The 19898-nt window shown below is 71.5% G+C and carries 19 protein-coding genes; 13 read left to right on the top strand and 6 right to left on the bottom strand.

Going from position 1 to position 19898, the window contains the following annotated elements:
- The first annotated feature begins 401 nt into the window (after positions 1 to 401).
- Genes HLK59_RS23830 through mtnB form a run of 3 tightly spaced genes read left to right on the top strand, consistent with a single transcriptional unit; the run spans position 402 to position 2337 of the window.
- On the top strand, positions 402 to 1001 hold the full coding sequence (locus tag HLK59_RS23830) for a cupin (protein ID WP_171143542.1): 600 nt from the start codon (positions 402 to 404) through the stop codon (positions 999 to 1001).
- Entirely contained in the window at positions 998 to 1732 is a 735-nt protein-coding gene (gene mtnC, locus HLK59_RS23825; RefSeq protein WP_171143541.1) for an acireductone synthase, read from the top strand. Before HLK59_RS23830 ends, mtnC begins: the two co-directional genes overlap by 4 nt.
- Entirely contained in the window at positions 1729 to 2337 is a 609-nt protein-coding gene (mtnB, locus tag HLK59_RS23820; RefSeq protein WP_171143540.1) for a methylthioribulose 1-phosphate dehydratase, read from the top strand. Before mtnC ends, mtnB begins: the two co-directional genes overlap by 4 nt.
- Positions 2338 to 2390: 53 nt before the next feature.
- On the opposite strand, the gene mtnA is transcribed toward mtnB, so the two are convergent.
- Positions 2391 to 3422, bottom strand: a complete 1032-nt coding sequence (gene mtnA, locus HLK59_RS23815) for an S-methyl-5-thioribose-1-phosphate isomerase (RefSeq protein ID WP_171143539.1) — start codon at positions 3420 to 3422, stop codon at positions 2391 to 2393.
- A 307-nt stretch (positions 3423 to 3729) separates the two neighbouring features.
- On the opposite strand from mtnA, the gene HLK59_RS23810 reads away from it, so the two are divergent.
- The 8 genes from HLK59_RS23810 (at position 3730) to HLK59_RS23775 (ending at position 12739) form a co-directional block, all read left to right on the top strand.
- Entirely contained in the window at positions 3730 to 4779 is a 1050-nt protein-coding gene (locus HLK59_RS23810) for a BMP family ABC transporter substrate-binding protein (protein ID WP_171143538.1), read from the top strand.
- Positions 4760 to 6289 carry an ABC transporter ATP-binding protein gene (locus HLK59_RS23805; RefSeq protein ID WP_171143537.1) on the top strand — a complete coding sequence of 510 codons (1530 nt, stop codon included), beginning with the start codon at positions 4760 to 4762 and terminating at the stop codon, positions 6287 to 6289. Before HLK59_RS23810 ends, HLK59_RS23805 begins: the two co-directional genes overlap by 20 nt.
- Position 6290: 1 nt before the next feature.
- Complete coding sequence (locus HLK59_RS23800) at positions 6291 to 7331, top strand: ABC transporter permease (RefSeq protein WP_171143536.1); 1041 nt, start codon at positions 6291 to 6293, stop codon at positions 7329 to 7331.
- Positions 7331 to 8197 (top strand): ABC transporter permease, encoded by an 867-nt coding sequence (locus HLK59_RS23795; protein WP_171143535.1) that lies wholly within the window; start codon positions 7331 to 7333, stop codon positions 8195 to 8197. The genes HLK59_RS23800 and HLK59_RS23795 overlap by 1 nt, the downstream gene beginning before the upstream one ends.
- The gene (locus HLK59_RS23790; RefSeq protein ID WP_171143534.1) at positions 8194 to 8946 is read left to right on the top strand and encodes a nucleoside phosphorylase; all 753 of its coding nucleotides are present in this window, start codon (positions 8194 to 8196) and stop codon (positions 8944 to 8946) included. Before HLK59_RS23795 ends, HLK59_RS23790 begins: the two co-directional genes overlap by 4 nt.
- Positions 8943 to 10238 (top strand): amidohydrolase, encoded by a 1296-nt coding sequence (locus tag HLK59_RS23785; protein WP_171143533.1) that lies wholly within the window; start codon positions 8943 to 8945, stop codon positions 10236 to 10238. The genes HLK59_RS23790 and HLK59_RS23785 overlap by 4 nt, the downstream gene beginning before the upstream one ends.
- Positions 10239 to 10369: 131 nt before the next feature.
- A complete protein-coding gene (locus tag HLK59_RS23780) occupies positions 10370 to 11041 on the top strand; it encodes a FadR/GntR family transcriptional regulator (RefSeq protein ID WP_171143532.1) in 672 nt (223 codons plus the stop codon).
- Between the two features lie 711 nt (positions 11042 to 11752).
- On the top strand, positions 11753 to 12739 hold the full coding sequence (locus tag HLK59_RS23775; RefSeq protein ID WP_171143531.1) for a PAC2 family protein: 987 nt from the start codon (positions 11753 to 11755) through the stop codon (positions 12737 to 12739).
- A gap of 36 nt (positions 12740 to 12775) precedes the next feature.
- Here the strand turns inward: HLK59_RS23775 and HLK59_RS23770 are convergent, their stop codons facing one another.
- On the bottom strand, positions 12776 to 13714 hold the full coding sequence (locus HLK59_RS23770; protein WP_171143530.1) for a superoxide dismutase: 939 nt from the start codon (positions 13712 to 13714) through the stop codon (positions 12776 to 12778).
- A 276-nt stretch (positions 13715 to 13990) separates the two neighbouring features.
- Here HLK59_RS23770 and HLK59_RS23765 point away from each other — a divergent pair, with 276 nt between their 5' ends.
- Positions 13991 to 15721 (top strand): S8 family peptidase, encoded by a 1731-nt coding sequence (locus tag HLK59_RS23765; RefSeq protein WP_171143529.1) that lies wholly within the window; start codon positions 13991 to 13993, stop codon positions 15719 to 15721.
- Positions 15722 to 15762: 41 nt separating this feature from the next.
- Positions 15763 to 16380, top strand: a complete 618-nt coding sequence (locus HLK59_RS23760; protein WP_171143528.1) for a hypothetical protein — start codon at positions 15763 to 15765, stop codon at positions 16378 to 16380.
- A 66-nt stretch (positions 16381 to 16446) separates the two neighbouring features.
- Here the strand turns inward: HLK59_RS23760 and mshC are convergent, their stop codons facing one another.
- The 4 genes from mshC to HLK59_RS23740 all read right to left on the bottom strand — a co-directional run bounded on the left by mshC (position 16447) and on the right by HLK59_RS23740 (position 19888).
- Positions 16447 to 17676, bottom strand: coding sequence for a cysteine--1-D-myo-inosityl 2-amino-2-deoxy-alpha-D-glucopyranoside ligase (gene mshC / locus HLK59_RS23755; RefSeq protein WP_171143527.1), 1230 nt, complete (start codon positions 17674 to 17676; stop codon positions 16447 to 16449).
- Between the two features lie 94 nt (positions 17677 to 17770).
- The gene (locus HLK59_RS23750; protein WP_171143526.1) at positions 17771 to 18580 is read right to left on the bottom strand and encodes an SCO1664 family protein; all 810 of its coding nucleotides are present in this window, start codon (positions 18578 to 18580) and stop codon (positions 17771 to 17773) included.
- A complete protein-coding gene (locus HLK59_RS23745) occupies positions 18544 to 19134 on the bottom strand; it encodes a DUF3090 domain-containing protein (protein ID WP_171143525.1) in 591 nt (196 codons plus the stop codon). Before HLK59_RS23745 ends, HLK59_RS23750 begins: the two co-directional genes overlap by 37 nt.
- A gap of 67 nt (positions 19135 to 19201) precedes the next feature.
- On the bottom strand, positions 19202 to 19888 hold the full coding sequence (locus HLK59_RS23740; protein ID WP_171143524.1) for a histidine phosphatase family protein: 687 nt from the start codon (positions 19886 to 19888) through the stop codon (positions 19202 to 19204).
- Positions 19889 to 19898: the final 10 nt, after the last annotated feature.

The following is a 19898-nucleotide window of genomic DNA, read 5'->3' as shown; positions in this document are numbered from 1 at the left end:
GGGTGGGGTCAGCGACAGCTGGCCGTGGCCGTCCGGAGCAGATCCACGTGCAGCCGCCGCACAAGCAGCAGCGTCTTCATAGAGAGATCATGGGAACGATTCCGGCCATTCGTCAAAGCACTGAACACGCTTTCTCACTGCTTGAGACAACAACTTCGTCACACCCGGTCGACGTGCCGTGTCGAGTTACCATCACAAAACCGGTACCCCACCCCGGACCAGTGAGGCCCTGATGACGACACCACGCGCGACAGCGCTGCGCATGCCCGGCATGCGCCGCCACTGTCCCGGCGCCGCGTGTCGCGGCTGACAGCTGTCCGTCGCCGCCCTCTTCCTCCCCCGCCCGTCCGGTGCTTGTCTCGGTATTCGGACATCCCTTCCAGACGCCTGGAGTTGCTCCCATGACCCTGCTGACGACCTGGTCCGAGTCCGGCCCCGAGACGCTGGTCCGCCGCACCTCGGACCCCGCCGAGATCGCCGAGGCCCTCAAGCCGCTCGGTGTGCGCTACGAGCAGTGGCCGATCCGCGAGGACGTCCCGTTCGACGCCGACAGCGACACGGTGTTCGCCGCGTACGGCCCGGAGATCGACAAGCTGAACGCCGAGGAGGGCTTCACCACCGTCGACGTCCTCGGTCTGCACCCGAGCGAGGACCCGGAGTTCCCGGCGAAGGCCGCGGCCGCGCGCGCGAAGTTCCTCCAGGAGCACACGCACGACGACGATGACGAGGTCCGCTTCTTCGTCTCCGGCTCCGGCATCTTCTATCTGCACGTGAGCGGCGAGGTGCACGCGGTCTTCTGCGAGAAGGGCGACCTGCTGGGCGTGCCGCGCGGCACCACCCACTGGTTCGACATGGGCACCAGCCCGTCGTTCACCGCGATCCGCTTCTTCCACGAGGAGGACGGCTGGATCGGCAACTTCACCGGTTCGACGATCGCCGGCCGCTTCCCGGACTACGACACGATCGCGGCCGGCTACGAGGCAGACAAGGCCGCCGCGTGACGTTGCGGGGCCTGACGTACGACGTGGACGCCGTGGTGCTCGACATCGAGGGCACCACGAGCGCCACGGGCTTCGTCGTCGACGTGCTGTACCCGTACTCGCGCTCCCGTTTCGGCGAGCTGCTGAGCGAGCGGGCCGGCGATCCGGAGGTGGCGCGGGCCGTCGCGCAGGTGCGTACGGAGCTCGGCGATCCGCAGGCCGGTGCGGCCGCGGTGGAGAAGGCCCTGAACGCCTGGCTCGACGCCGACGTCAAGGCCACGCCGCTCAAGACCCTCCAGGGCATCATCTGGTCCGAGGGCTTCGCGCGCGGCGACCTCGTCTCGCACTTCTACGACGACGTCGTACCGCGGCTGCGTGCCTGGCACGGGGCCGGCGCCGGGCTGTACGTCTACTCGTCCGGCTCGGTGGCCGCCCAGCGGGCGTGGTTCACGAACAGCCCGGAGGGCGACCTCACCTCGCTCGTCTCCGGTCTGTACGACACCGAGAACGCGGGACCCAAGCAGGAGCCGGAGTCGTACCGCCGTATCGCGGAGGCGACCGGCGTCGAGCCCTCGCGGCTCCTCTTCCTCTCCGACCGCCCCGGCGAGCTGGACGCGGCCCGCGCGGCCGGCTGGCACGCCGTCGGCATCCGGCGGCCCGGGGAGCCGTACTACGAGCAGGGCGTCGGCGACCACGCCGAGGCGGGGACGTTCGACGAGATCACCATCAGCACCATCGGGAGCACCGTATGACCGCCGAGATCACCGAACTGGACCTGGAGGAGGCGGGGGCGGTCCTCGCCGCCGAGTCCGCGCGCTTCGCCGGCTTCGGCTGGATGCGGGGCACCTCCGGCAACCTGTCCGTCGTGCTCACCCGTGAGCCGCTGCGGCTGGCTGTGACGGCCAGCGGCCACGACAAGGGCGAACTGACGCCCGCGGACGTGGTGCTGGTCGACGGCCAGGGCGCCGCGGTGCGGGGCGGCAAGCCGTCCGCGGAGGCCGAGCTGCACGCGCGGGTCGCCGCGCTGACGGGGGCCGGGGCCGTGGTGCATGTGCACACGGTCGCCTCCGTGGCCATGGGCCGGCGGGAGCCGGGCGGGATCGTCTTCAAGGACGTGGAGATGCTCAAGGGCGTCGGCCAGCCCGCGCACGACGTCGAGGTGACGCTGCCGGTCATCGCCAACAGCCAGGACATGAAGGTGCTCGGGGACCGTCTGGAGGCCGCGCGGGATCCGCGGATGCCGGCGGTGGTGGTCGCGGGGCACGGGCTGTACGTGTGGGGTTCGGATCCCCGTCAGGCCAGGCATCACACCGAAGTCGTGGAGTGGCTGCTGGAGTTGGAGCTCTCGCAGCGCTGAGCACAGGGGAAGAAAAGAGGGGGACCCCCGGCCTCGGGGGTCCCCCTCTTTCCCTACTTCAGGTATTCGCCGGGCAGTTGACCGGACGCCACGTCCAGCACGCCCCGTTCCGTGACCAGTCCGGTCACCAGGCGCCCCGGCGTCACGTCGAACGCCGGGTTGTGACCGCGCGACTCGGCGGGCGCGGTCCGCACCCCGCCCCACTCCAACACCTCGTCCTCGCCGCGGAGTTCGATGTGGATCTCGTCGCCGGTCTTGGTCGACAGGTCCACGGTCGTGGTCGGCGCCGCCACCAGGAACGGGATCCCGGCGTCCGCGCACGCGAGTGCCACGCCCACCGTGCCGACCTTGTTCGCGGTGTCGCCGTTGGCGGCGATGCGGTCCGCGCCGACGATCGCCGCGTCGACCTCGCCGCGCAGGATGGTGCCGGCGGCGGCGCCGTCGGCCTGGACGTAGTGCGGGATGCCTTCCTGGACCAACTCCCAGGCGGTGAGGCGGGATCCCTGGAGCAGGGGGCGGGTCTCGTCGGCGTAGACGACCTCCAGGCGTCCGCGCGCGTGGAGTTCGCGGATGACGCCGAGTGCCGTGCCCCACCCGGCTGTCGCAAGGGCGCCGGTGTTGCAGTGGGTCAGGATGCGCAACGGCCGGTCGACGCCCACCGTTTCGAGCAGCCAGTCGGCGCCGTGGGCGCCCATCGCCCGGTTCGCCTCGACGTCCTCGCGCTGGACGGCGACGGCCTCCGCCAGGACGGCGTCCAGGCCCTCGTCGAAGCGGGTCATCACGCGGTCCACGCACACCATCAGGTTGACGGCGGTGGGCCGGGCCTCCCGGATGCGGGCGACGGCGGCCCGTATCTCGTCCGCCGTCCAGCCCTCGCGCTCGCCCTGCACCAGCGCGAGGGCGACGCCGTACGCGCCGGCCGCGCCGATCGCGGGAGCGCCGCGCACCACGAGCCGCTGGATCGCGTCGACCAGAGTGTCCACATCGCGGACAGCCATCGTCTCGTTGCGATGCGGGAGCAGCGTCTGGTCGATGAGTGCGAGACCGTCTCCGGTCCAGTCGACGGCACGCAATTCCTGGGACATATCGGGACACTCCTGATGTTCCGGTGGTGTCCGGCCACGGTACATGACCTGGGAGAACCATAGTTCGAGACAGTCGGGCAGGTGTCCGGAAACGGATGCTACTGTCCGGCAATCAGTCCGCAGACCGAGACGGAGGAGGAAGCCCGTGCTGCTGACCAAGCGCCGTTTCCTCGACTTCGGCCGGTGTGCCGGTGACGGCTGTCGACGCTGACCCGTCCCCGCTGCAGCGTCCCTCTCTCACTCTCCGCCGCTCACCCTCCTCGCGCTCCCGCCGGAGCCCGCGTCGCCGTACCCGGAAGGTCCCCCGATGTCCCGTAGACACCGCCGCTCCCTGCAGATCGCCGCCGCCACCGCCCTCATGGTCACCGCGGCCACCGCCTGCAACGCCGCCGCGAAGAACGACACCTCCGCCGACTCCGCCAAGAGCGGCGGCAAGACCTTCACCCTCGTCACGCCCGACGCCGTCGGCCAGAACGAGTTCCTGAAGCTCGCCGTCAGCGGCGTCAAGGACGCGGCGAAGCAGCACGACGGCTCGCAGAAGGTCTACGAGTCCACGGACACCGCCTCCCAGCAGCAGAACGTCCAGGCCGCGGTCGACGCCAAGCCGGACGTCATCGTGCTGGTCGGCTTCGAGTTCGCCGACATCGTCGCGCAGCAGGCCGAGAAGAACCCGAAGCAGCAGTTCCTGATCATCGACGCCTGCACCACCAAGACCTTCGAGAACGTCAGCTGCGCGGTCTTCCGCGAGCACGAGGGCGTCTACCTCGCGGGCGCCGAGGCCGGTCTGCTGAGCAAGTCCGGCAAGGTCGGCGCGGTCGACGTCCTCGACACGCCCCAGTTCCGCCGCTACAGCGACCCGTTCGCGGCCGGCGCCAAGAAGGTCGCCGCCAAGACCGAGACGTCCACGCGCTTCGTCGGCGGCCAGTCCCCCTTCGACGACTCGGCGCGCGCCAAGGAGCAGGCAAACACCCTGCTCTCCAAGGGCTACGACCAGATCATGGCGGCCGCCGCGGCCGGCAACTACGGCGTCTTCGAGGCCGCGAAGGCCAAGGGCGCCTACGCGTACGGCGTCGACGTCAACCAGTGCGTCTCGGCGCCGGGCACCGTCGTCGACAACGTGATCAAGCGCACGGACGTCGCCGTGGAGAAGGGCATCGAGTCGGTCCTGGCCGGAAAGACGGGCACCGTCTCCTACGGCCTCAAGGAGGGCGGCATCAGCCTGACCGGCCTGGAGGACGGCGTCGACTCGTCGAAGTGCGTGATCGCCGACCACAAGGACGTCCTGGCGAAGGTCGAGAAGCTGCGCGACCAGATCGTCTCCGGAGAGCTGAAGGTCGATGACCCCGCCGCGAGCTGACGTCGAGAGCCCCGCTGTCGAGCTCCGGGGAATCACCAAGCGGTTCCCCGGCACGCTCGCCAACGACTCCGTGGACCTGAGCGTCCGCCACGGCGAGATCCACGCCCTGATGGGCGAGAACGGCGCGGGCAAGTCCACGCTCATGTCCATCCTGTACGGCATGGAGAGTCCGGATGCCGGGACGATCCGTATCGACGGTCGGGACGTCCGCTTCGGCAGCCCGTCCGACGCGATGGCCGCCGGGCTCGGCATGGTCCACCAGAGCTTCAAGCTGTTCGACTCGCTGACGGTCGCCGAGAACGTCGTCTACGCCGCCGAGCCGCGCCGCTTCGGCCTGGTGGACCGTGCCGCGGCCCGCCGCCGGGTGCGTGAGCTCGCCGAGGAGCACGGCCTCGCCGTGGACCCGGACGCGCGGGTCGGCGAGCTGCCCGTGGGGCTGCGCCAGCGGGTGGAGATCCTCAAGCTGGTGCACCGCGGCGCCCGCACGCTGATCCTCGACGAGCCGACGGCGGTGCTCACCCCGGCCGAGGCCGACGCCCTGTTCGCGGTGCTCAAGTCGCTGGCCGCACAGGGCCGTACGGTGATCCTCGTCACGCACAAGCTCCGCGAGGTGCTGGAGGGCAGCGACCACGTGACCGTCCTGCGCGACGGCCGGGTGGTCGCCCGGCTGGTCACCGCGGAGACCTCCGCCGACGAGATCGCGGCGGCGATGACCGGCCGCGCGGTCGAACTCGACCGTGTCCACGCCGAGGGCACACCCGGTGACGCCGTACTGGACGTGACCGGCCTCACCACCGACGGGGTGCGTGACGCCGGACTCACCGTCCGCGCCGGCGAGATCGTCGGCATCGCGGGCGTCGCGGGCAACGGCCAGAGCGAGCTGGTCGAGGCGCTGGCCGGTCTGCGGCCGACCACCGCGGGACGGGTGACCCTCAAGAACGAGGACATCACCCACGCCTCCGCCACCGAACGCCGCCTCAAGGGCCTGGCGTACGTCCCGGAGGACCGGCACGCGGTCGGTACGGCGCCTGCGGCGTCGGTCGCCGAGAACCTCGCGATGGGCCACCACCGTACGTCCCTGTCCTCCCGCGGCCTGCTGCCGCCGACGGCGGTCCGCGAGCACGCGAAGCGACTGATCGAGCAGTTCGGCGTCAAGGCGTCGAGCCCCGAGGTGCCCGCCTCCGCGCTGTCCGGCGGCAATCTCCAGAAGCTGCTGATCGGCCGCGAACTCGCCCATGACTCACCGCTGTTGCTCGTAGAGCAGCCCACCCGCGGTGTCGACATCGGCGCCATCCAGAACATCCACGACCAGCTGATCGCCTACCGCGACGCCGGTCACGCCGTCCTTCTCGTCTCGGCCGAGCTGAGCGAGATCCGGGGCCTGGCGGACCGGGTGCTGGTCATGTACGAGGGCCGGATCACGGCGTCGTACGACAAGGACGAGGCGGACGAACGGACGCTGGGCCTCGCGATGGCGGGCGCCCAGGTCACGGTGGAGGCCGTCGACTGACATGAACAACCGGATATCCGGAGCCCTGCGCTCCCCCATCACCTTCTCCGTGCTCGCGGGCGTCCTCATCGGCGCGCTCTTCCTGGTCGGCACCGGCGCGGACCCGATCGCGGCGTACGAGGCGGTCCTCACCGGCTCGCTCGGCGCCGACGGCATCGGCGCCACGCTCACCACCGTCACCAGCGTGCTCGGCATGGCCCTCGCACTGGCGATCCCGCTGCGTGCCGGGCTCATCAACCTCGGCGGCGACGGCCAGATGGTCCTCGGCGGCATCACCGCGGCCGTGACCGGCCTGTACTCCCCGCTGCCGGCGCCCCTCACCGTCGTCCTCGCGCTGCTGGCGGGCATGGCGGCGGGCGCCGCGTACGCGCTGCTGGCCGCCCTGTGCGAGAACCACCTCGGTGTCCCGCTCCTGGTCAGCAGCCTGCTGCTGAGCTACCCGGCGGTGTCGCTCGCCTCCTATCTGGCGCGCTACCCGCTCAAGGAGCCCGGGTCCAGCCTGCCGCAGACGCGGGCGATGCCCGACGGGGTGGCGCTGCCCGCCTTCGGTGACTCCACGGTCACCTTCGGACTGGTTCTGGTCGTGCTCGCGGCGGCCGCGTACTGGTTCACGGACCGGCGGACCGCCATCGGGTACGAGATACGCATGACGGGTCTCAACGCGCGCTTCTCCGCGTACGCGGGTGTCGAACGCCGGGGCCTGACCCTGAAGTTGATGTCCGTGTCGGGGGCGATCGCCGGACTCGTGGGCGCCATCGGGGTGTTGAGCTTCCCGTACCGCTTCGTCGACGGCTCGCTCACCGCACCGGGCTACACCTGGACGGGACTCACGGCCGCGCTGCTGGCCGCCGCCGCCCCGTTCGGCACGGTCATCGCCTCGTTCTTCTTCGCCGTCCTCTCGGTCGGCGGTCTCGCGATGGAGCGGACGACCGAGGTGCCGCGGGAACTGACGCAGGTGCTCCAGGCCATCGTGATCGTGTTCCTGGCGGCCCGGTTGCGGTTCCCGCGCCTGGCGCGCCGCAAGGCCGAGGAGGCCGCGTGATGTTCTTCGACTCCGACCTCCTCATGTCCGCGCTGCGGGCGCTGACCCCGATCCTGCTGGCCGCGCTCGGCGGAGCCGTCTGCGAGCGTGCGGGCGTCTTCAACATCGGCCTCGAGGGCATGATGCTGATGGGCTGCTTCACCGCGGTGGCCACCAGCTGGTTCACCGGCAGCCCCTGGCTGGGAGTCCTCGCGGCGGCGCTGGCCGCGGCGGCGTACTCGCTGATCCTGGCGGTCGGGACGGTGACCCTGCGCGGGGACGCGGTGGTTCTCGGCATCGCGATGAACCTGCTGGCCGTGGGCCTGACCAGCTTCCTGCTGCGTACGGTCTTCGGCGTGCAGGGCACCTTCGACGACCCGTCCCTGCTCGGCCTCCCGTTGATCGGCGGCCTCAGCCCGCTCGCCTACCTGTCGTGGGCGGCGGTCGCGGTGGCCGCGGTGATGCTGTCACGGCATGTGTGGGGCCTCAGGCTGCGCGGGGTCGGCGAGGCGCCGGACGCGGCGGCCACGCTCGGGGTGAGCCCGGCGAAGTACAAGTACGCGGCCGTACTGGTCTCCGGTGTGCTGTGCGGTCTCGCCGGAGCCCAACTCGCGCTCGGCAACGTCACGTTGTTCACCGAGAACATGACCGCGGGCCGTGGTTGGATCGCTGTCGTCGCCGTCATGCTCGGTCGCGCCCTGCCGCTGGGTGTGCTGCTCGCCGCGCTCCTCTTCGGCCTCGCCGAGGCAGCCGGCTTCCGCCTCCAGGGTCTCGGCCTGCCGCAGCAGGCGACCGACGCCGCGCCGTACGTCGTCACGCTCGGCGCCCTCTTCCTCACGACGGCGCGCCGTCGCCGTACCCGTCCGTCCACCGGAGCCGCCGTATGACGCAGGACCTGCTTCCCATCACCCGCATACCCCGCACCGGCCTGCCCGCGCACGCGGTCGTCGTCGGCGACCCGGCGCGTGCCGCGGCCGTCGCCGAGCTGCTCGACGGCGCGGAGGAGGTCTCGTACCACCGCGAATACCGTACGTTCAGCGGCAGTTGGAAGGGCCTGCCGGTCGTCGTCGCCTCGCACGGGGTGGGCGGTCCGGGCGCGATCCTGCTCTTCCAGGAGCTCGCGGACGCGGGCGTCCGCACCATCCTGCGGTTCGGTACGGCGGGCGCGATGAAGCCGGGCATCGGCGACGGCGACCTCGTCATCGCGGAGGCGGCCGTCCGCGACGACGGCGTCACCCAGCAGCTGCTGCCGCCGGAGTACCCCGCGGTCTCCTCCCCCGAGGCGGTCATCGCGCTCCAGCGCGCGGCCCGCGCGGCGAACGCCCCGCACCACCGCGGCATCGTCTGGACCCGGGCGGCCTTCCAGCCCGGCCTCCTCCCGCTCTTCTCCTACGACGGTGCCGGCCTCGCCGCCATCGAGATGGAGCTCTCCGCGCTGCTGGTCACGGCGTCGCTGCGCGGCCTGGTCGCGGGCGGCGTCCTCGTCGTCGACGGGGCGAACGCGGACGAGCTGGTGGACGAGGAGGGCGCCAGCGCCTACGACCCGCACCGCGATGTCGTCGCGGCGGGCGTCGAGCGGGGCGCGGTGGTGTCCCTCGAAGCGCTGCGGCTGCTGGCGGAGGAGTACCAGGCGTGAGCATCGATCTGCTGGTCCACGGCGGCGATGTGCTGACCGTGGACGACGAGGGAACCGTCGTACGGGACGGGGCTGTCGCCGTCCACGAGGGCGAGATCGTCGCCGTGGGTCCCGCCGAGGAACTGCGTGCGCGCTTCACGGCCGCCGAGTCCATCGACGCCGCGGGCTGTCTGGTCCTGCCCGGCCTGGTCAACACGCACACCCACCTCGCGATGACCCTGCTGCGCGGTCGCGCCGACGACGTCACCCTGCAAGGCTTCCTGGAGCGGGTGCTCAAGTGGGAGGCCGAGCTGCTGACGCCGCAGAACGTGGCGGCGGCGGTGCGGCTGGCGGTCGCCGAGAGCGTACGGGCGGGGGTGACCTCGGCGCTCGACATGTACTGGTTCCACGAGGCGGCCGAGCAGGCGGCCCGGGAGGCGGGCTGGCGGCTGCACACCGGGCCCACGTTCATGGACGTGCCGGAACCGCCGGACGGTCTCGCCTACGAGCACCGCCTGGAGTGGGCGCGCCGGGATCTGGAGGCCCGTGGCACGGCCCGCCCCGGCACCCGCCCGATCCTCTTCGCGCACTCCACGTACACCCTGAGCCCTGACCAGCTCACCGAGATCTTCGCGCTGGCCCGGGAGTTCGGGGCCCTGCTGCACATCCACGCCTCGGAGAACGCGACCGAGGTCGCCACCGTCGAGGTCAAGTACGGCAAGCGGCCGGTGGAGTTGCTCGATTCGCTCGGTCTGCTCGGCCCGGACGTGCTGCTCGCGCACGCGGTGGATCTGACGGGCCCGGAGATCGCGGCGCTGGCCCGCACCGGGACGTCGGTCGCCCACTGCCCGGTGTCCAACCTGAAGCTGGGCTGCGGGATCGCGCCGGTGCCGCGGCTGCTGAGCGCCGGGGTGACCGTCGGGCTCGGTACGGACGGGGCCGTCAGCTCCAACACGCTGGATGTGCTGGGGGCGGTGCGGCAGGCGGCGCTGGTGCACAAGGCGGGCGGTGACCCGACTGCGGTCGGCGCCGAGCAGGCCGTACGCATGGCGACGATCGAGGGCGCGCGGGCGCTGGGGCTCGGGGAGCAGCTGGGTTCGCTGGAGGCCGGGAAGCGGGCCGACCTCGTCGTGCTCGACCTGGGCGCGCCGCATCTGCGGCCGCTGCACGATCCGTGGTCGACGCTCGCGTACGCGGCGCACTCGGCGGACGTACGGGACACCGTCGTCGACGGGCGGGTCCTCCTGCGGGACCGGGTGCTGACGACGCTCGACGAGCGCGCGGTGATCGCCGGCCTGGAGGCCCTGGTCTGAACTCTTGTCCGAGCGGGGCGTTCAGCACTCCGAGCGGGGCGTTCGGCACTCCGATCGGCAGGTCGGCCCCCATAATGACGTAAGACATCGGATGTCTTGACGGGCATGCGGGAACCACAGGGAGGCCGGCCATGGCAGTCACCGACGAGGCGATCGAGAAGATCAAGGACATGATCGTCTCGGGCGCCCTGCGCCCCGGCGACCGGCTCCCCAAGGAGAGCGAGCTGGCCTCCGAGCTCGGGCTGTCCCGCAACTCCCTGCGGGAGGCGGTGCGTGCCCTGTCGCTGATCCGGATCCTAGACGTGCGGCAGGGCGACGGCACGTATGTGACGAGCCTGGATCCTCAACTCCTCCTGGAGGCGCTGAGCTTCGTCGTCGACTTCCACCGCGACGACACGGTCCTGGAGTTCCTGGCCGTACGCCGCATCCTGGAGCCGGCCGCGACCTCGATGGCGGCGCTGCGGATCAGTGAGCAGCAACTCGACGCGCTGTCGGCCCAGTTGGACAAGCTGGGCGCCGAGCCGTCGGTGGAGGAACTGGTCGCCTGCGACCTCGACTTCCACCGGGGCATCGTGCAGAGCTCCGGCAACTCCGTCCTCTGCTCCCTCCTCGACGGTCTGTCGGGCCCCACGACCCGGGCTCGCATCTGGCGGGGCCTGACCCAGGAGGACGCGGTCAGCCGCACCCTGCACGAGCACCGCATGATCCTCGCCGCGCTCCGGGACCGCGACGCGGAGGCGGCCAGGTCGTGGGCGACGGTGCATATCGCGAGCGTGGAGCAGTGGCTGCGGGCCTCGCTGTGAACTGGCGGACGGCGCCGACGCGGCGGAGGACACCGCGGTGTTCGTGGGCGTCGGCGAGGAAAGCGACGACATCGCGCGGGAGGCCCCACCGCAGGGTGATGCAGCGGCGAGCCGCCGTGCAGCAGGGCCATGCGTCGACCGGGGCTCCGAGGTCCACGGGTGCCATCCGCATGCCCTGGAGCACGAAGCAGAGCACGACGCCGACGATCCCGTCCCCGATCTCCTCCACCCCGCCCGCAGGTGCCACCTCCACCAGATCGGGGTCCACCGCCCGCGCGGCGACCACGGCCGCGGGGTCCTGGACATGCAGAGCCGCCACCAGTGCCCCCGCGGTCCCGTGCCGAACAGGAACAGGTGCACGATCCCGACACGCCGTAGCCGCGCCTCTGGGGCAACTCCGCTCACCCGACGAAGAGTTGCGCACGAGCCCCACGTCGGGCGCCCTGGTCGCCGTACCGCCACACGAGTGAGGGAACAATCCCGCTGGTCATCGGAGCTCTCCAGATCATCCGACGTCTACCCGGGTCACCTGGCCGCTGTAGGGACAGTCGGGCTCGGTGATCCGGTACAGATCCGAGGAATGAGGGGTGTTCCGGGGTGGCTAATGGGGCAGTGATGCGTTCACTCCCCCGTGCAAGGGGGCTGCGGACGCCCCCGTTGGACGCCGTAAGGTTGGGGCGTACGTGAGGGCACGTCGGAAGGAGGCACTGGGTGATCGAGCTCGAGGGGGTACCCGAGCTGATCGACCCGGTCATGGTGGCCGCGTTCGAGGGCTGGAACGATGCCGGCGACGCCGCCTCCACCGCGGTCGCGCATCTGGACAGGGAATGGAAGGGCGAGGTGTTCGCGGCGCTGGACGCCGAGGACTACTACGACTTCCAGGTGAACCGCCCCACGGTGTGGATGGACGGCGGTGTGCGCAAGATCACTTGGCCCACGACCCGACTGTCGGTCGTGCGCGTCGGCGGCGACAAACCGCGTGATCTCGTCCTGGTCCGAGGTATCGAACCGTCCATGCGCTGGCGCTCGTTCTGCAACGAGCTCCTCGGCTTCGCCCACGAGCTGGGCGTGGAGCTGGTCGTGATCCTGGGCGCCCTGCTCGGAGACACTCCGCACACGCGTCCGGTCCCGATCAGCGGGACCACGTCCGACCCGGACCTGGCCCAGCGCATGGACCTGGAGGAGACCAAGTACGAGGGCCCCACGGGCATCGTCGGCGTCCTCCAGGAGGCGTGCACGCACGCGGGCGTACCGGCGGTCAGCCTCTGGGCGGCCGTACCGCACTACGTGTCGCAGCCGCCGAACCCGAAGGCGACGCTGGCGCTGCTGAACCGGCTGGAGGACCTGATCGACGTACGCATCCCGCTGGGCGAGCTGCCCGAGGACGCGCGCGCCTGGCAGGTGGGTGTGGACCAGCTGGCCGCCGAGGACACCGAGGTCGCCGAGTACGTGCAGACGCTGGAGGAGGCCCGGGACACCGCCGAGCTGCCGGAGGCGTCGGGTGAGGCGATCGCCCGCGAGTTCGAGCGGTATCTGCGCAGACGGGACGGCGGCGGGCCGACCCCGCCGGGCGGGCACGCGACCGAGAGCGGCGACGGTACGTCGTATCTGCGGGACAACCCCAGCGGTCGCGCACGGCCGCCGAAGCCGCCGAAGGCGGGCGGCGGCACGGACGACGAGGAGTCGTCGGAGGAGTGAGACGGAGGAGGGCGGTGCGCACCGCCCTCCTCACGGTCACACCTGCGGTACCGCCACCACGTCGTACTCGGTGTCGGGTGCCGGTTCCACGTCGAAGCGGGCGTTGGGCAGATACAGCTTCTCGCCCCAGGCCGCGACGGTCGTCGGGATACGGAAGCGGGAGTCGGTGATCCTGGTGATCGCCGTGCCCTTCGTGCCGGTGGCGTTCAGCCGGAACACATCGATCGCGTTCTGCTGCTGCTGGACGACGTAGAGGATCCTGCCGAGCAGCAACAGGCCGTCCCCGTTAGGGATCTTGGACCCGCCGAGGTCGACCGCGCGGGCGGCTCCGGTGCGCGGGTCGACCCGTTCGAGGGTGCCGCCGTCGGCGAAGGCGTTCACCACGAGCAGGGCGCGGCCGTCGGGGGTGCGCTCGATGCCGTTGGCGGTGAAGTCGTCACCCTGGACCCAGTCGCCGGTCAGCGGGACGGTCTCCACGCCGGCCCTGGTCAGTTTGTAGAGCTGTGGCTGGAACGAGTCGGTGAACCAGGCGGCGCCCGGGGTGAGGATCACATCGTTCACGAAGGTGCCGCCGGTGGCGTACACCTTCTCGATCTCGCCGGAGCGGACGTCCACCGTGCGGATCTCGCCGCTGCCGCCGCCGGCGAGGAACAGCCGGCGGCCTTGGCGGTCGATCTTCAGGCCGACGGTCTGGTGCCCCGCGCCGAGGCCCTTGCTGATCACGGAGCCGCGGCCGGTGGCGAGGCTCGCCCGGTAGACGGCGCCGTCGGCCAGGGAACCGAAGTACCCGAAGGGCCGGGTGCCGATGGCGATGCCCTCGGGCTGGAAGCCGTCGGGCAGCGGGAACCGGTCGGGCCAGGCGCCCTTGGGCTTTTCGGCCGCGTGGGCCGTGCCGCCGAGCAGCGCTGTCCCGGTCAGCGCGGCGGTCGCGGTGAGGAGTCTTCGACGTGCGAAGGAACGGTCTGTGGGTGCCACGGTGCGTCCTTCTGCCAGGGGCCGGCGGAGGGCCGGCCGGACGGTCAACAGACGCCTGCCACCCCATCACACGACAGCCACCCCCGCAGTCTTTGGCCGGATTGTGGCGTGACATCTGTTTCAGGACGGATTGCACACGTTACCCAATTCAACTGTTTCCAAACCAAGTTCACGAAACGAGGGGTGGACGGCGGGCCGCAGGAGTGCTTGGTTGTCCCTCGGAGGCGCACCAACCCGCAACCAGGCACCCGCAAGGACCGAAGGGAGCGGTACCCGATGACGGACCAGGTACAGCCGGCGCAGGGCCCGGGAGCCTCCGGGCCGGGGCCCGACGGCGCGGGATTCACCTATCGAGGGGCCGAGCAGGAACTGATCGTGGTCGCCCGTCCCGAGGCCCGGCTGCGCGCCCGGGCCGAGGACGTCCGGTCGGCGGCGGGCGCCGACGTGTCGGCCCTCAACATGTTCCTCAGCGACGAACAGCTCGCTCTGGAGCCGCTGTTCGGAAGCGAGGAGAGGTTGCAGCAGTCGGCCGCGGCCGACTCCGGGAACGTGCCCGATCTCGCGCTGTTCTACCGGGTGCGCGGCGACCGCAGCCGTGCCCCGGAACTGCGGTCGCGGATCGCCGCGTTGCCGGGCATCGACACGGCGTACGTGAAGCCGCCCGCCGTGCCGGCCGCCGTCGGGCAGGTCGGCGAGGAGAGCGGGCGGCTGAAGGAAGGCGCCCCGGTCACCCCGGACTTCAGCAGCCGGCAGGGCTATCTGCGGCCGGCTCCCGAGGGGGTCGACGCGCACTGGGCCTGGCAGCGGCCCGGCGGGACCGGTCAGGGCGTGACGGTGATCGACGTCGAGGGCTCCTGGCAGCTGGGCCACGAGGACCTGGCGGCCAAGCTGGCCGGTGTCGTGGTCGGCACCCCGCTGACCGACATCGCCTGGCGCAACCACGGCACCGCCGTGATCGGCGTGATCGGCGGCGACCAGGGCGAGCACGGCGTCACCGGCATCGTGCCGGAGGCGACCACCGCGGCCGCGTCCTTCCAGGGCATCGGCACCGCGGCCGCGATCCACGCGGCGGCGGACCGGCTGGGCCCCGGTGACATCGTCCTCGTCGAACTCCACCGGCCCGGACCGCGGTCGGAGTTCGCCGAGCGCGACGACCAGCGCGGCTACGTCGCCCTGGAGTGGTGGCCGGACGACTTCGCGGCCGTCCGCTACGCCACCGCCAAGGGCATCCTCGTCGTGGCGGCCGCCGGCAACGGCGGCGAGTCCCTCGACGACGCGGTCTACGAGCGCCGCCCCGACGAATTCCCCGACTGGTGGCGCAACCCGTTCAACCCGTCCAACCAGTCCTCCGGCGCCGTCCTGGTCGGCGCGGGCGCCCCGCCGCCCGGCACGCACGGCCGCGACCACGGACCGGACCGCTCCAGGCTCGCGTTCTCCAACTACGGTGCCCGCGTGGACGCCCAGGGCTGGGGACGCGAGGTCACGACCACCGGCGGCTTCTGGGACAGGCCCGGCGACCTCCAGGGCGGGCCCGAGGAGATCGCCTGGTACACGGACACGTTCTCCGGGACCTCCTCGGCCTCCCCGATGGTGGTCGGCGCTCTGGCCGCACTCCAGGGCATGCTCCGGGCGGCCGCCCAGGCGCCGCTGTCCCCGGAGCGGGCCCGCGCGGTGCTGCGGGCGACCGGGGCCCCGCAGCAGGACGCGCCGGGCCGGCCCGCGTCCCAGCGGATCGGCAGCCGGCCCGACATCAAGGCGGCGGTGACCCATCTGCTGCCGCACGCGGTCGGCTCCGGCCAGGCCGAGCGGTACTGGGACGAACTCCTGCCGTACCCGCGCGAACTCCCGCCCAGGCTCCGGCTGTTCGTGGCCGGCGGCTGGCGGAACCTGAACCACCCGTCCCCCGAGATCCGCCAGGCGGTGCACTCCGCCTTCGCGGGGGGACGTCCCGACGTCCGCGTGTGGTTCGCGGACGACGAGATCGTCGGCCTGGTCGTCACGGGCTGACGGTCGGCACATCCCAACCATCCAGGGAAGGTGGCACCCGCATGAGCACCACCCCGCAGATGAGCCAACTGGGACAACAGCAGGGACAGCAGTTCCCGAGCACTTCGCCGTACCAGCAGCAACAGCAGCAGCCGTTCGGCCAGCAGGGATACGGTCAGCAGGGCTTCGGCCAGCAGCAACAGCCGTACGGGCAGCAGGGCCAGCAGCCGTTCGGCATGGGCAGCGGCTCGCTGGAGCAGCTCCAGCAGCTCGGCCAGCAGCAGCCGTTCCAGCAACTGCTCCAGCAGCTCGGCCAACAGCAGCCGTTCCAGCAGCAAATGGGCCAGCAGCAGGGCCAGCAACAGCAGGTCGAGCAGCAGGTGCAACAGCAGCTCCAGCAGATCGCCCAGATCGCCGTCCAGTACATCCAGCAGCAGGTCCAGCAGCAGGCGTTGCAGGCCGGCATCGCCACCGGCTACATCGACGTCGTCCAGCCGCTGCCGGGCCAGCCCAGCCTGATCGCCCTGGTGATCAACAACCAGGTGAGGGTCCTGTTCAACCCGAACGCCCAGACCCACGACCAGGTCCAGGAGGCCTTCGCCTTCGGCCACCAGGTCATCGGTATCTGGGACTCGCAGACCCCGCAGATCCTGCGCAGCATCCAGATCCGCAAGCTCTGACGGGCACCGGGTGACACGAAGGGCGCTTCCTTCACGCGAAGGAAGCGCCCTTTGCCTGTGCCCCGCTTACAGGGCTACGCCGAGCAGCGCGTCCACCGCGCGCGACACGAGGCCGGGTGCGCCCTCGTCCGTGCCGCCCTGGTCCTGCTGGGACGCCGCCCAGCGGTCCACGGCGGCGAGCGCGGTGGGGGTGTCGAGGTCGGTGGCGAGGGCCTCGCGGATCTCCTCGACCAGGGCGTCGGCGGCGGGCCCGTCGGGTCGGGAGACGGCCGCACGCCAGGCACCGAGCCGCGCGACGGCGTCCTGGAGCACCTGGTCGGTCCACTCCCAGTCGGCCCGGTAGTGGTGGGCCAGCAGGGCGAGCCGGATCGCGGCCGGGTCGACGCCGTCGTAGCGCAGCTTCGACACGAAGACCAGGTTGCCCTTGGACTTGGACATCTTCTCGCCGTGCAGGGCGACCATGCCGGCGTGGACGTACGCCTTGGCCATGGGGAACTCGCCGGTGAGCACCTGGGCGTGGGAGGCGCCCATCTCGTGGTGCGGGAAGGCGAGGTCGGAGCCGCCGCCCTGGACGTCGAAGCCCATGCCCAGGTGGTCCAGGGCGATGGCGACGCACTCGATGTGCCAGCCGGGCCGGCCGCGGCCCAGCGAGCCGCCGTCCCAGCTGGGCTCGCCCTCACGGGCGGCCAGCCACAGCATCGGGTCGAGCGGGTTCTTCTTGCCCGGACGGTCCGGGTCGCCGCCGCGCTCGGCGGACAGCAGCCGCATGGCGGCGGCGTCGAGGTTCGAGACCTTGCCGAAGTTCGGGTCGGACTCGACGGAGAAGTAGACGTCCCCTTCGAGCTCGTACGCGGCGCCCGCGTCCCGCAGCCGTTCGACGAGCGGGACGATCCCGGGTATCGCCTCGACCGCGCCGATGTAGTGCCGCGGAGGCAGCATCCTGAGGGCGGTCATGTCCTCGCGGAAGAGGGTCGTCTCCTTCTCGGCGAGGGCGGCCCAGTCGACGCTGTCCCGCTGGGCGCGCTCCAGGAGCGGGTCGTCGATGTCGGTGACGTTCTGGACGTAGTGGACCTGGCGCTTGGTGTCGAGCCACACGCGCTGAACGAGGTCGAACGCGTTGTAGGTCGCCGCGTGCCCCATGTGGGTGGCGTCGTACGGCGTGATGCCGCAGACGTAGATACGGGCGACGGGACCGGGGTCGAGGGAGACCAGACCGCCGGTCGCGGTGTCGTGGATCCTCAGGTCGCGGCCCTGACCAGGCAGGGCGGGGACCTCGGAAGCGGGCCAGGCATGCATGTCATGAGCCTAACCGGACGGATGTTCCGTATACGAACCGGACCGGGCCGGATGGCCGGTAAGGCCTTCTTGTGCGCTACCGGCCAGTGTGCTGCTAGACCGGCGGCCAGGGAATGGCCGGCCACTCACCGCTTGGCTCCGGGTGCTTGCCGGTGGACAGCAGGGACTCGACACGCGCGCGCGTGGCGTCGAGTTCGTCGGGCGTGATCAGTTCGGCCAGCCGGGTGCCCAGGTCGCCGGCCAGGGCCTCCTTGAGGGCCTTGAGCACGTCGACGGCGTCCCCCGGCAGCGGCTCGCCCGCCCAGCCCCACAGCAGGGTGCGCAGCTTGTTCTCGGCGTTGAAGGTGACGCCGTGGTCGATGCCGTACAGACGGTCCCCGGCCGGCAGCAGATGGCCGCCCTTGCGGTCCGCGTTGTTGATCACGGCGTCGAGCACGGCGAGGCGTCGCAGCCTCTCGTCGTCGGCGTGCACCAGCAGCGCCGTCTTCCCGTCGCCGACCTCGGCGAACCCGATCGCCTTCCAGCCCGGCCCCGGCTCCTGCGCGTCGAGAAGCGTCAGCAGCTCGGGGCCCGGCTCGGCCTCGATCCACAGCTGGACCATGCCCTCGCCGTAGGGCCCGTCCCGCAGCACGGTGGGCGGTACGAGCCCCCAGCCGGTCGCCTCGGAGACCTCGTACGCGGCGACCTCGCGCTGGGCGAGGGTGCCGTCGGGGAAGTCCCACAGGGGGCGTTCGCCGCGTACGGGCTTGTAGACGCACGCGGCCTCCTGTCCCTCGTGCGAGACGGTGCAGTACAGCACCGCGTTGGAGGCCTCGCGGATCTGTCCGCGCACCGTCAGCTCACCCCGGGTGAGCAGTTCCGCCGTGGTCACGCTCCGCGGCGGTATCCGTTCTGGCGCGGACATACGTGTCCTTCCGGGTCGAGCGGGAGACTGCACAGCGGACACGGCGGCCGACCGGCGTTGACGACATCCAGGGCGCGCTTGGCGAAGGCCCTCGCCTGTACGCCGGTGAGCCGGACCCGCAGCATCGGGGGCCCGTTCTCCTCGTCCTGGAGGAGCCGCTCCTCGGCCTCGGCGAGGTCTTCCTCGGAGTCGGCGTCGAGCTCCACGAGGGCCTGTGCCTCGACGATCATCCGCTGTTCCTCGCCGTCCCAGGCGAGCGCCATGGTGCCGACGCGGAACTCCTCCTCGACGGGGGTGTCCAGCGGGGCGGCGTCGGAGATCTCGGTGGGTGCCATGGCCGGGACGGAGGCGCTGCCGCCGCTGCGGCGCACGACCTCGTCCAGCAACTCGTCCATCCGCTCGGCGAGCGCGGCGACCTGGGTCTTCTCCAGGGCCACGCTGGTCACCCGGGCGCCGGCCGAGGCCTGGAGGAAGAACGTACGGCGCCCGGGCAGTCCGACCGTGCCGGCCACGAAACGCTCCGGTGGGTCATAGAGGAACACCTGACGGGACACGTCCTGTCTCCATTGGAATCGTGGGTACGGCGCTGCTGCGACCGCTTCACCCTACTGCGCCCGACGATCACGGTGCGCCTGCACCACCACCGACCGTGGCGTCGCCCGCGGGAGGCTCCTCGCGGGGTGCGAGCGAGGCGAAATCACCGGTGTCGCCGAGGCGCACGAGAAACGGCCGCAGACGGGTGTAACGGATCACGGTGATGGAACACGGTTCCACGGAGATCCGCTGGAAGAGGTCGAGATGGAGTCCGAGCGCGTCCGCGACGAGCGACTTGATGATGTCGCCGTGCGAGCACATGAGATAGACGGCGTCGGCGCCGTGGTCGCGCTCCACGCGCGCGTTCCACTCGCGTACGGCCTCGGCGGCGCGGGTCTGCATCGCCCGCATCGACTCGCCGCCGGGGAACGCGGCCGCCGACGGGTGGGCCTGGACGACCTCCATCAGCGGCTCGTCCATGAGCTCGGCGAGCTTGCGGCCGGACCAGTCGCCGTAGTGGCACTCGCCGATCCGCTCGTCGGTGTGCGGGTTCAGCTCGGGACGGGCGTCGAGGAGCGGCTGAATCGTTTCCTGGCAGCGCTGGAGCGGGCTGCTGACGACCTCGGAGATCGGCAGCCCGGCGAGCCGCGCGGGCAGTGCGGCGGCCTGCGCGGCCCCGCGTCCGTCCAGGGCGACCCCGGGCGTCCACCCGGCGAGCAGTCCCTCGGTGTTGGCGGTGGATCGTCCGTGGCGGACGAGGATCAACGTGGGCATGCGGCCCAGC

This window comes from Streptomyces sp. S3(2020), from assembly GCF_013044505.1.
GTDB lineage: Bacteria > Actinomycetota > Actinomycetes > Streptomycetales > Streptomycetaceae > Streptomyces.
This window is presented reverse-complemented; position numbering and strand designations above follow the sequence as displayed.